This window comes from Chitinivorax sp. B, assembly GCF_005503445.1.
In the GTDB taxonomy this organism is placed as follows: Bacteria; Pseudomonadota; Gammaproteobacteria; order Burkholderiales; family SCOH01; genus Chitinivorax.
In genome coordinates this window covers 56,005-67,749 of the sequence record NZ_SCOH01000011.1, presented here as the reverse complement: position 1 = coordinate 67,749, position 11,745 = coordinate 56,005, and the positions used below count along the sequence as shown (strand labels likewise).

General features: G+C 54.3%; 9 protein-coding genes. 2 read left to right on the top strand and 7 right to left on the bottom strand.

Features of this window, described 5'->3' with window-relative positions; translation table 11 throughout:
- Position 1 precedes the first annotated feature (1 nt).
- The 6 genes from FFS57_RS08945 to FFS57_RS25775 all read right to left on the bottom strand — a co-directional run bounded on the left by FFS57_RS08945 (position 2) and on the right by FFS57_RS25775 (position 5,001).
- Positions 2–538, bottom strand: a complete 537-nt coding sequence (locus FFS57_RS08945) for a zf-TFIIB domain-containing protein (RefSeq protein WP_137937443.1) — start codon at positions 536–538, stop codon at positions 2–4.
- 90 nt (positions 539–628) lie between these two features.
- Complete coding sequence (locus FFS57_RS08940) at positions 629–2,701, bottom strand: flotillin family protein (RefSeq protein ID WP_137937442.1); 2,073 nt, start codon at positions 2,699–2,701, stop codon at positions 629–631.
- Positions 2,702–2,807: 106 nt separating this feature from the next.
- Positions 2,808–3,503 (bottom strand): ubiquinone biosynthesis protein, encoded by a 696-nt coding sequence (locus tag FFS57_RS08935; RefSeq protein ID WP_137937441.1) that lies wholly within the window; start codon positions 3,501–3,503, stop codon positions 2,808–2,810.
- Positions 3,504–3,528: 25 nt separating this feature from the next.
- A complete protein-coding gene (locus FFS57_RS08930; protein ID WP_137937440.1) occupies positions 3,529–3,858 on the bottom strand; it encodes a hypothetical protein in 330 nt (109 codons plus the stop codon).
- Positions 3,858–4,577, bottom strand: coding sequence for a PspA/IM30 family protein (locus FFS57_RS08925; protein ID WP_137937439.1), 720 nt, complete (start codon positions 4,575–4,577; stop codon positions 3,858–3,860). Before FFS57_RS08925 ends, FFS57_RS08930 begins: the two co-directional genes overlap by 1 nt.
- A 10-nt stretch (positions 4,578–4,587) precedes the next feature.
- Positions 4,588–5,001, bottom strand: a complete 414-nt coding sequence (locus FFS57_RS25775; RefSeq protein ID WP_249383949.1) for a YjfI family protein — start codon at positions 4,999–5,001, stop codon at positions 4,588–4,590.
- A gap of 502 nt (positions 5,002–5,503) precedes the next feature.
- Here FFS57_RS25775 and FFS57_RS08915 point away from each other — a divergent pair.
- Positions 5,504–5,935 (top strand): YbaY family lipoprotein, encoded by a 432-nt coding sequence (locus tag FFS57_RS08915; RefSeq protein ID WP_137937437.1) that lies wholly within the window; start codon positions 5,504–5,506, stop codon positions 5,933–5,935.
- A gap of 64 nt (positions 5,936–5,999) precedes the next feature.
- On the opposite strand, the gene cysG is transcribed toward FFS57_RS08915, so the two are convergent.
- The gene (cysG, locus tag FFS57_RS08910) at positions 6,000–7,394 is read right to left on the bottom strand and encodes a siroheme synthase CysG (protein WP_137937436.1); all 1,395 of its coding nucleotides are present in this window, start codon (positions 7,392–7,394) and stop codon (positions 6,000–6,002) included.
- A 258-nt stretch (positions 7,395–7,652) separates the two neighbouring features.
- On the opposite strand from cysG, the gene purL reads away from it, so the two are divergent.
- Positions 7,653–11,627, top strand: a complete 3,975-nt coding sequence (gene purL / locus FFS57_RS08905; protein ID WP_137937435.1) for a phosphoribosylformylglycinamidine synthase — start codon at positions 7,653–7,655, stop codon at positions 11,625–11,627.
- Positions 11,628–11,745 lie beyond the last annotated feature (118 nt).

The following is an 11,745-nucleotide window of genomic DNA, read 5'->3' as shown; positions in this document are numbered from 1 at the left end:
ATCAGTGTTCCCTGCGGTTCAGATAAGCCAGCAGTTCATGGGCATTGGGTTGGTTAGCCAGCCATTGGCGGATACGCTGCAGTTCGGCAAAAACGGTGTCGCCAAACCGTTCGCGATCGCGTGCATCAATGCGTTCCCGACTGATGGTGGCTTGAATGTCACGTTGCCCGGCATCTGACAAAATCGTATTCAGATCGCCTTGTTGTTGTAAGGCAACCAGCGCATCCCATTCGCCTTGGTCGAACCACACACCCTGGCAGGTATTGCAGCGATCAAGGCGGTAATCGAACCGGCTGGATACCCGATATTTCTGCATGATGCGAGTACATACCGGGCAAGCACGGGCCGCGCGGTGGTCGCTGATGTCTGATATTGGTTCGGTCAGGGGGCTGGCGCCGTGGGCCGCTTGTGTCGGCAGCCAGCGACGGTACTCCGCGATGTCCAGCCACATGCCATGGCCATGTTCACAATGATGGGCCCGCAGGCCAGCAGCGGGTTCGTATTGGCTGAGAGCTTCGTTGCAGGTAGGGCAGTGCATGATGTTCCTGGTCTCCCAGTCTGGCGGATCGGGTGATAACGAGTGAGGTCAGTCGGGCAGAAGCCCGACCGTGTGTTTCACAACTGGTGGTCAAGGCTTCTTGAACCCTGCCAGCAAGCTGGTCAGTGCCGCTTTCTGCTCGTCGCTGCCATTGTTCATCACTTTCGACAGCAGGGCGGCAACACTCAGGTTCTGTAGCTCATCTGCCGAATTGCCAAGGCTGCCCAGTAAGCCCTTGGCATCTTCGATGAAGTCACGCTCACCGGTCAGGTGGTCTTTCAGTGCCAGTTGCAGTGTCTGGCTACGGTTGATGATGCCGTCTATTGCCTTGCCCGTACCCAGGGCACCGACAAATTTCTGGAAGTAATCTCCTTCGCCGCCGACGATGTCGATCTTGGCATTGCCCAGGGCGGTACTGATCATTGCCGCTTGTTCCTTGGCGATCACCGTGTTGGCCTCGATCGCCTTGAGCGTTTCGATGTGGGCATTGTCCAGACGCATCCGGAATTCCTCGTGAGAGCGGGTATCGTCGCTCATTTCCTTCATGGCGGCGAATTTCTCACGCAGGCCCTTGGCTTCGGCCTGGAAGCGTGCTTCAACCGCTTGTGCATCAGCCGTTTTGACTTGCACATCCGCCAAGCCTAGTTGTTGTTTGCCTTGTGCTTCCGCTTCCAGCTTGGCCAACAGCGCTTCGGCTTCGGCATTCCCCAATTTGGTGACGGCCTCGGCACTGGCGATTTTCACCTTGGCGTCGACCATGCCTTGTTTTTCGGTGGCGTCGGCAGATGCCATTTGTACCTTGGCATGAGCCAGCCCAGGTGCGGCGGCGACCGCTTCCATCCCCTCGGCTTCCCGTTTCTTGGCTTCCGCCTGTTTCTCGGCCACTTTCAGGCGGGCTTCAGCCAAGGTCAATTCTTCCTGCGCCTTGTGCTTGGCGCGGCGTTCTTCAGCCTCAGCTGCTTTCACGTCGATCACCAGTTTTTCCTCGGCCTTGCCTTCTGCTGTGATGACCACGGCTTTTTTGTTACGGTCAGCTTCCGCGACTTTACGTAGTTCCTTGATGGCTTCTTCCTGCTCGGCCACGGTGCGTTCCACCACGATGCGTTCGCGGATGACGTCTGCGATGGCTTTCTTCTGGATTTCCAATACCTTTTCTTTGTCGATTTCCTGCAAGGCTACTTCTTTCTCGCGATCGACGATCTCCAATTGACGGGCACGGGTGACTTTTTCTTCCTCGATGGCCACCGCTCGCTTACGGTTGTTTTCGGCAACTTCCTTCTCGCGTTGCATGTTCTCCTGTTGTACGGCAATCACTTGTTCGGACTGGATGCGTGCCAACTCGGCCTTGGCATTTTCCTCCGCTTGGATCTTGGCGGCCTCGGCTTGTTCGCGAGCACGGACTGAGGCGATTTCACGGGTTTGGCGGGCTTGCGCATCCGCTTGTTGGCGTTCCAGTTCCAGCAAGGTTTCCTGGGTTTCGACGTCTTTCTTCTTGATCTGCATCTGCTCGTTACGTTGCAACTCGTTGGTCTGCACGTGTTCGATGGCGGTCAGTTCGGTAATCTTGCGGATGCCTTGTGCATCCAGAATATTGTTCGGGTCCAGCTTATCGAGCGGGGTTTGTTCCAGATAATCGATGGCGGCATCTTCCAGTACGTAACCGGACAGGTTGTTGCCGATCTGGCGGATGATTTCGTCACGGAACTTGTCACGTTCCTGGTACAGATCTTCAAACTTCATTGCTTTGCCAACGGTTTTCAACGCCTCTGAAAATTTGGCGGCAAACAGTTCTTCCAAGGTTTCCTGGCTGGAGGCGCGGTTGCAACCGATAGTCTGGGCGACTTTCAGGACGTCTTCAGTGGTTTTGTTGACGTGGACGAAGAAGGTGACCTCGATATCGGCACGAATGTTGTCCGAGCAGATCAAGCCTTCTTTTCCTGTGCGCTTGATCACCACGGTTTTCACCGAGATATCCATCAGTTCCTTAATATGGATGATGGGGTAGACCATACGGCCGGTGAAGGTCACTTCCGGTTCAGCGCGCAAGGTGTTGACGATCATGGCGTGACCTTGCTCTACTTTGTGATAGAACTTGGCAAACAGCACGAATGCACCAAAGATGATCAGCGTCAGTATGCCACTGGCAATCAGCAGAATTTCCATATTTTCCTCATTTGTGTTGTTATCTATTGCCGTGCCCCGAATACGTAGCCTTGTCGTTGCACTTGATTGTTGGATGTCTCGGACCGCTGGTCAGAAGGCATGGTTGTCATTGGTCGGTGGTGATATCGACCGTTGCCACTTCGTAACGACCAGTTTTCTGGTCGTAATCCAGCAGGGCACTGATGCTGCCCTTGGTCAAGCCATTGGGTGTGGGAGCCCAGATTTTGATGTTGAACGTGCTGCCTTGGTGCGTGACCTCTGCCTGACCAAATTTTTCGTCCACCGTTAGGGTCAAAATACGACAGGGCAACCCAACCAGGCCGGCATTGTGTGGGGCGTTGTGTACGACAAACAGAGGTCGCATCGGACGGATTGTCAGGGCGGTCAGTGGCAAGGCCATTGCAAAGGCGCCTGCCATCACTGCTAGACCGAACAATATTCTGAGTAGCTGGGTTGGTACCCACACCAGTACGTATTCACCCACCAATGCCGATATAACCCAGGCAAAGAACACGATCAGACTGACGACAATCGAAAAGGGCACACCGCTAAGCCCCATCGCCATGGCGAAACTGGCAATCGTGCTGACATCGGTTTCGCCATGTCCGTGCGCATCTGCAGGAAAGTGGGTATCGTGGCCATGACCATGCGCAAGGTCGTGCCATTCCATATGGCCATGATGGCCATGGCTGAAATCGACCAGCCCGACAATGGCGAGCAGCCAATAAGTCACCACGACAACCAGTAAGATGGTGTAAACGATGGTTGGAAAACTCAGGATGGCATCAAGCCACAGTGGCATGGCGGTTCCTTATGGCGGAGGAGGGTCATTTGTCCTCGGTGGTTTGAGCAAACTGGATCAGGTCTTGTGTGACGTGCTCCTTGATTTTTAGCCGTTCGTCCGGATCGATGCCATACCGTTTGCCCAGAATACGGTAATCCTCTTCCGACAGCGAGACAGTCAGGCGTGGCCGCTTTGGTTTGGTGGCGACGGACAAACCTAGAACCAAGCGGATTTGATCCGAAGCGGACAAACTATTGTCAAAGGCTGCACGGCGCACAGCATTCATTACCGTCTCTTCGACATCAAATGCGACTTGCACGGCTTTGATGGCGGTGTCCGAGCTTTGCCAGCGGCTGGGAATCGGCTTGCTCATTACGTATCCTGTTTTGGCGAGGTATCGGTGCCGCGATGCTTGGCTTTCAATCGGTCCAGCACAACCTGCTTGCCATTAACCTGTGCGCCGATACCTGCAGCTGCTAGCTTGGCATCCAGCGCTTTGTCACCCAACTCGTTATCCAATTGTTCAGTGGCCTTGATACGATCACTCAGTTCGGTGTGGCGTTGCTTGATGCGATCCAGAGATTCCCTTGCCGATATCAGCTTGGACCCACCGCCATGCATACTCTGCGAGATGGACTGAGTAGCGCGATAGACGCTTTCGGTGGTTTTGGCCATGGCCAGTTCACGCTCATGTTCTCGTAATTTAGCTTCAGTTTGTTTGATCAGTTCTTTCAGTCGCACAATGTTACCGGCAAATTCCTCCTTGACCTTGATCTGGCCTGTCAGCTCCACTTCCAGTATGGCAATCCGTTCTGCAACCTCTTCTGCCAGCGTGGCGGCATCCTTGTCCAGGGCCTGTAGTGCATGTTGCTCATACTTGGCGATTTCGCCATTCAGGCGTGCGATATCCCGCTGTGCTTGCATTTCCTTGGCCATGACCAGCGTTAAGTCCTGTTTGGCTTGGCTCAAGTGGTGCTTGGCATCCATGATCTCCTGCTCATAGATGCGGGTAGCATTGGCATCGACCACGCTTTCGCCGATCTCGCGAACCGAACCACGTAGGGCGGTAAGAATTTTGTTGAACACATTCATGTTTGCCTCCTTAGATTAGGTAGTCCGACATCGCATCCAGCGCGTCGACCGAGTTGTCGCTGAGTGTCACGATTTCCAGTGCAATGTCGGCGGGTGTCGCGTGGCTTGCCAGGGCGCCGAACAGTACATATTTGTCTTGGATGCGTCCGAAAGAGGACAACGGTACTGCTACGTTCAGATCCAGCATCGTCGTTTGCATCGCCTGGCGCTGATCCGGCTTAACTTCGGCATCGGTCCACAGGTAGCAGATACACAACATTTGCGCGTCCGAGCGAGTGAGAAAAATCGGCAGTGACTCACGACCCTCGATGGTGAGTTGAACCACATCCACTTCACCGGGAATTGGTTGCATTTGTACTTCTAGTCCACCCATGTGGGATTGCACCTCGGTCAGGGATTGTTCGATGCGTTGCAGAAAGTCCACGCGTTGTCTCCAAGGTAAAAGGATGAAAGCGACAGGTTGAGTATTGGATTTTGGACATAAAATGTCAAGACATATTATGTCTTGCTCTGACGGCAGTGCTGTCAAATGACTTGCGTGTTGCGCCGCTGCGGAAATGCTGGTTTGACGAGGCCAAATAAAAAGCCGCCAGATTTGGCGGCTTGAGTAAGTATGCTGAAATGTGTTCGCTACTGGCTGATCTGAATTGGCAAATATCAGCTCATGTGGTGTTTGTAATGGAGGTGTATACGATAACGGTTGCATTGCCCGCCACTGTGCCATGGAAATATGACGGTTATGTGACAAGTTATTCGATTAAAATCTCGTTGATGCAGATCGGCTCACGTGGTTTCTATGTGTATTCTGTCCGCCCGTTGCGGCAAAAGGGTAAGTCATATTGTTAAGGGGCTGGTGCGGTGGCATTCGATTTTCTGGTAACTAAGAAACGGCTACCATAGCCATTTGTCATCAATAAGGAAGCAAAATGCTAATTCGGACGATGCATGTCATGTTACTTGGGTTGGCGCTGAGTGGAGTATGTTCTGTGGCTCAGGGGGCCGAGGCGCTGACAAAAAAGGTGGGCAAGATGATGGTGCTGAAAGGGGGGGTGGTCTACCGCGAGCGGATGGCTTTGCCTCCAAATGCCAAGGTGCAGGTGCGGCTTGACGATGTATCGTTGATGGATGTGGCTGCGACTACCATTGCCCAGCAGACCATTCAGACCAAGGGCAAGCAGGTGCCGATTGCATTCAAATTGCGTTACCCTGCCAATAAATTGGAAGCTAAGCGCCAATATGCGTTGACAGCGCGTATTGAGGTCGATGGTAAGTTGTGGTTCATCAATACTACTAGCCATCCGGTTGACCCGACTGCGCCGCCGGCCAAGTCGACGATCGAGGTGGAAAAGGCACAGTAACTGCCTAGTCAGTCAAGTAAGCGGCCCGTGCACGCGGGCTGTGTTTCTTCGGTGCGTGCCTTGTCTATTGGGTTTTGAACCAGCACAATTTCTCATGTAGGCTGACAACGCTACCAATCACGATCAGTGCCGGGGCTTTGACCTGTTGTTCAGTTGCCTTGTCTGGCAGCGACTGCAAATTGCCGATGACCACCCGTTGCCGAGAGGTTGTTGCGCGCTCGATGATGGCGGCGGGCGTGTTGGCGCTGCGGCCATAGGCGATCATTTGCCGGCAGATTTCAGGTAACTGCCCGACCCCCATGTAGACCACCACAGTTTGTTCCGGCCGAGTCAGCGAGGGCCAGTCGAGGTCGACTTCGCCGGCACCATCGCGGCGGTGACCGGTGACAAAGGTACAGGACTGGGCGTGGTCACGATGGGTGAGAGGGATGCCTGCGTAGCTGGAGGCGCCTTGCGCGGAGGTAATGCCGGGCACGACTTCAAACGGAACGTTGTATTCGACCAGGGTTTCAATTTCTTCGCCACCTCGGCCGAAGATGAACGGGTCACCGCCTTTCAGGCGGGCTACCCGTTTACCTTGTTGGGCGTGGTAGACCAGCAGCTGGTTGATGTCTTCCTGTGGCAGTGCATGATTGCTGCTTTGCTTGCCAACGAAGATGCGCTCTGCATCGCGCCGACACAGATCGACGATTTCGGGAGCAACCAGTGCGTCATACAATACGATATCAGCCTGCTGCATCAGCCGTAACGCACGGAAGGTAAGCAGATCCGGGTTGCCTGGGCCGCCACCGATCAGATATACCGCACCGAGATTGCGCGTACCTTGTTCTGCTTGTTGCAGTGCTTGCTCCAGCAGCTTGCGGCCAGCGTCGATATTGCCGGAAAACACCTTTTCGGCTACATCGCCTTGTAGTACGTCTTCCCAGAATATGCGGCGTGCGGTGACACTGCCAAATCGTGCTTTGACGCGGTCGCGGAATTCGGTCGCCAACTTGGCTAGTTCGCCATAGGTGCTGGGAATCATGGTTTCCAGCTTGGCGCGAATGAGGCGGGCAAGTACCGGTACGCCGCCGCCGGTCGACACTGCGATGACAACGGGTGATCGATCAATGATGGCAGGCATGATAAAGCTGCATAGATCGGGTTGATCCACTACATTGACAGGAATGCGCTGAGCGCGTGCGGTATCGGCAACTTGTCGATTGACCGTTTCGTCATCCGTTGCCGCGATCACCAGTGTGGCGTTGGCCAAGTGTTCCGGGGCAAATGGTGCTGCCAAGTGTAGCAGGCGACCTGCCACTGCCTCGGCTTGCAGCGCGGCGCACAATTCAGGCGAGACAATAGTGAGTCTGGCGCCAGCCTTCGCCAGTAGCCCGGCCTTGCGGGCAGCCACGTCGCCACCGCCAATGACGACACAGGGTTGCCCCTGCAGATTCATGAATGTCGGGAAATAGTCCATGCTTAAACTTTCGTGGCCGTTTTGGTCAGTTTAACAGTTGCGGACATGGCACAGAAAGGCTTGGCGAGCAGGATTGATGCCGATCAAACGCCTTCATTTGTCATGGAATGTATCGACATGGATGTTTGCCAATAGCAATCAATTGATTGTGGAGCAAGGGAGAAGGTATGGTCCGGCCGATGTTCGCCTCGAAAATGATGGCCTTTTGCGGTATTATGCGAGGTCTTTTCGAACACACCCCGTTTTTTCGAGAATCGCATGTCTGACATCCTCAAACTGCGCGGCGGCGCTGCGCTGTCTGCATTTCGACTGAATAAATTACGCCAAGGGCTGACTCAGGTCGGCATTAATGCCGAACACGTCTACGCCGAATTCTGGCATTTTGTGGAAGTAGATCGTGACTTGACGCCGGAGGAGCTGGCGACCCTCGGAAAACTGCTCGAATACGGTTCACCCGCTATCGATGCCGCAACCGTTGGCGAGATGGTGCTGGTGACGCCGCGTATCGGCACGATATCACCCTGGTCTTCCAAGGCCACTGATATTGTCCACAATGCTGGCATTGGTGCTGTCCGTCGTGTTGAGCGTGGTATGGCCATCTATATCACCAAATCTGGCGGCAGGATGTCGGATAACGACCGCCGAGCACTGGCTCCGCTGATTCATGACCGCATGACGGAAATGGTGTTCGAGTCGGTGGAATCTGCAGGCAAGCTGTTCCGTCATATTGACAGCAAACCGTTGGAAACTGTCGATCTGCTCGCTGGCGGCAAGAATGCGCTGGACGAGGCCAACAAGGACTGGGGGCTGGCATTGAGCCCTGATGAAGTCGAGTATCTGGTCGAGAATTTCCAGCGGATCAAGCGCAACCCGACCGATGTCGAGTTGATGATGTTTGCGCAAGCCAATTCGGAACATTGTCGTCACAAGATCTTCAATGCTGATTTCATTATCGATGGCGAAGCAAAACCGCTGTCGCTGTTCGGCATGATTCGCGAAACCCACAAGGCGCACCCGGAAGGTACTGTGGTGGCTTATTCGGACAACTCTTCCGTCATTGAGGGTACCACCATCAATCGCCTGCAGCCCAACTCGGTGAATGGCAAATGGGAATGGCACAATCGTCCGACCCATATCCTGATGAAGGTGGAAACCCATAATCACCCGACAGCGATTTCTCCGTTCCCTGGCGCATCGACTGGTGCTGGGGGGGAGATTCGTGATGAGGGTGCGACGGGACGTGGCTCGAAGCCCAAGGCCGGTTTGACAGGTTTCACCGTGTCCAATTTGAACATCCCAGGCTTTGGGCAGCCTTGGGAAGAATATTCTGGCAAGGATGGTTCGCACGGTCAGTATGGTCGTCCCGACCGTATCGCCAGCCCATTGCAGATTATGCTGGATGGCCCGATCGGAGGGGCGGCGTTCAATAATGAATTCGGGCGTCCAAACCTGACGGGTTATTTCCGTACTTATGAAGAAATGATTGCCGGCGAAATGCGTGGTTATCACAAACCGATCATGATCGCGGGTGGCTTGGGTAATATCGATGCCGATCATATCGGCAAGCATGATTTGCCGGCAGGTGCCTTGATCATCCAATTGGGTGGGCCTGGCCTGCTGATCGGATTGGGGGGCGGGGCTGCGTCATCGATGGATACGGGGGCCAATGCTGCAGATCTGGATTTTGACTCGGTACAGCGTGGTAATCCGGAAATTCAGCGTCGTGCACAGGAAGTCATTGACCGTTGCTGGCAGCTCGGCGACAAGAATCCGATCCTGTCGATTCATGATGTGGGTGCTGGTGGTTTATCCAACGCATTGCCGGAGCTGGTGCATGGTTCCGATCGTGGCGCGTGGGTCAATCTGCGCGATATCAAGGTCGAAGAAAAAGGCATGTCACCGAAAGAGATTTGGTGCAATGAGTCGCAAGAACGCTACATGCTGGCGATCAATGAGGCGGATCTGTCGTTGTTCAAGTCGATTTGTGAACGAGAGCGTTGCCCATTTGCTGTGCTGGGCCATGCGACGACTGAGCAGCATCTGACCGTATCGGATGCCCATGATCAGTCCAAACCGGTTGATATGGATATGCAAGTGCTGCTTGGCAAGCCGCCACGCATGACACGTGATGTAATGCACCGCACATTGGACCTACCACGCTTCGACTCTTCCACCTTGTGTCTGGATGAGGCAGCCTATCGCGTATTGCGCCTGCCAGCCGTGGCGGACAAGACCTTCCTGATCACGATTGGTGACCGTACCGTGGGTGGTATGACTGCCCGTGACCAGATGGTTGGCCCTTGGCAAGTGCCCGTATCCAACGTGGCGGTGACCACAATGGGTTTCGATACTTATCGTGGTGAAGCCATGGCGATGGGCGAGCGCACACCGTTGGCATTGATCTCCGGTCCAGCAGCTGGCCGCATGTCAATTGGTGAGGCGATTACCAATATTGCAGCGTCCAGTATTGAAGAAATTGGCGATATCAAGTTGTCTGCCAACTGGATGGCCCCAGCAGGCCATCCAGGTGAAGACGCAAACCTGTATGACACGGTAGAAGCTGTGATGAATCTGTCGAAGGAATTGGGCATCAGTATTCCGGTCGGCAAGGATTCATTGTCAATGAAGACGGTCTGGCAGGAAGGTAATCAACAGAAGTCGGTGACAGCACCGCTGAGTTTGGTGGTGTCTGCATTCGCACCAGTACAAGATGTCCGTCGGACCTTGACCCCTGTGCTGCGTACCGATGCAGGCGATACTGATCTGATTCTGATCGATCTGGGTGCAGGCAAGTGCCGTTTGGGTGGTTCCGCGCTAGCACAGGTTTACAAGCAGATCGGTAACTTCAACCCTGACGTGGTCAGTTCGCAACGACTGATGGCATTCTTCAATGTGATCCAGAAGTTGAATCGCGAAGACAAACTGCTGGCTTACCATGACCGTGGCGATGGCGGCCTGTTCGTGACATTGTGTGAAATGATGTTCGCCAGCCATGTCGGCTTGAACATTGAAATCGATGAATTGTGTTTCGAACGTCGTCGCAGTGAGCGCGAATACGGTGAAATGACCCCGGAAGACGTGCTGCGTGCTGAAAATGGTCGCATCATGGGTGTGTTGTTCAACGAAGAGTTGGGCGCGGTCATTCAATGTCGCCGCAGCGATACGTCCGCTGTCATGGCTGCGTTCTTCAGTGCTGGTATCCGCAGTGAGCTGTATGTGATCGGTTCGCTGTCGTCGGATGACAAGCTGAAAATCAAGCGCAACAACAAGACCGTATTCCATGAAACACGTACCAGTCTGCAGCGTGCCTGGTCGGAAACCAGTTACCAGATGCAGATGCTGCGTGACAACCCGGCCTGCGCTGAAAGCGAATATGACCGGATTCAGGATAAGCACGACCGCGGCCTGTTTGCCGAGCTGACATATGATCCAAGCGAAAATATTGCCGCGCCATTCATCGCAACCGGTGCCAAGCCGCGTATTGCTGTTTTGCGTGAGCAAGGTGTCAACAGTCAGGCTGAAATGGCCGCCGCTTTTACCAAGGCTGGTTTCGATGCGTTTGATGTGCACATGAGTGACATCATCACTGGCCGCGTTGCATTGAGCGAATTTGCTGGCTTTGCGGCGTGTGGTGGTTTCTCTTACGGTGATGTATTGGGGGCGGGCGAAGGCTGGGCCAAATCCATCCTGTTCAATGGTCGTGCCCGCGAACAGTTCGAAGCCTTCTTCCAGCGTGGTGATACCTTTGCGTTGGGCGTGTGCAATGGTTGCCAGATGATGAGCAACCTCAAGGAAATCATTCCTGGTGCTGAGTATTGGCCGCACTTTGGTCGCAATCTGTCAGAGCAGTTTGAAGCTCGCTTTGTCATGGTGGAAGTGCAGGAAAGTCCGTCGCTGTTCTTGCAGGGCATGGCGGGTAGCAAAATGCCGATCGTGGTCTCACATGGTGAAGGTTTGGCTGAGTTTGCCAGCGCCAGTGCGCAAAAACAGGTGAATGTTGCTTTGCGCTTCATTGACCACAAAGGCAAGCCGACCGAGGTGTATCCACTTAATCCGAACGGCTCTCCGAAAGGTATTACGGGGGTCACGACGCCTGATGGCCGCTTCACCATCATGATGCCACACCCTGAGCGTGCGCATCGCGCGGTGCAATGTTCTTGGTACCCGAGTGAGTGGCGGGAGGATTCCGGCTGGATGCGCATGTTCCGGAATGCCCGTAAGTGGCTGGGTTAGTCCCGGCGCCTTTTTTCATCGGGTAATGATGTGTCGAAAACCGCCAGTGATATCTCGCTGGCGGTTTTTTCATGCTTACCGGGCTGTAACACCGTCAGCTTGAGAAAAGTCTGTTGTG

Coding starts and splice junctions, on each gene's coding strand:
- FFS57_RS08940 (WP_137937442.1), bottom strand. CDS start 2,701: ATGGAAATTCTGCTGATTGCCAGTGGCATACTGACGCTGATCATCTTT.
- FFS57_RS08935 (WP_137937441.1), bottom strand. CDS start 3,503: ATGCCACTGTGGCTTGATGCCATCCTGAGTTTTCCAACCATCGTTTAC.
- FFS57_RS08945 (WP_137937443.1), bottom strand. CDS start 538: ATGCACTGCCCTACCTGCAACGAAGCTCTCAGCCAATACGAACCCGCT.
- FFS57_RS08925 (WP_137937439.1), bottom strand. CDS start 4,577: ATGAATGTGTTCAACAAAATTCTTACCGCCCTACGTGGTTCGGTTCGC.
- purL (WP_137937435.1), top strand. CDS start 7,653: ATGTCTGACATCCTCAAACTGCGCGGCGGCGCTGCGCTGTCTGCATTT.
- FFS57_RS08930 (WP_137937440.1), bottom strand. CDS start 3,858: ATGAGCAAGCCGATTCCCAGCCGCTGGCAAAGCTCGGACACCGCCATC.
- cysG (WP_137937436.1), bottom strand. CDS start 7,394: ATGGACTATTTCCCGACATTCATGAATCTGCAGGGGCAACCCTGTGTC.
- FFS57_RS08915 (WP_137937437.1), top strand. CDS start 5,504: ATGCTAATTCGGACGATGCATGTCATGTTACTTGGGTTGGCGCTGAGT.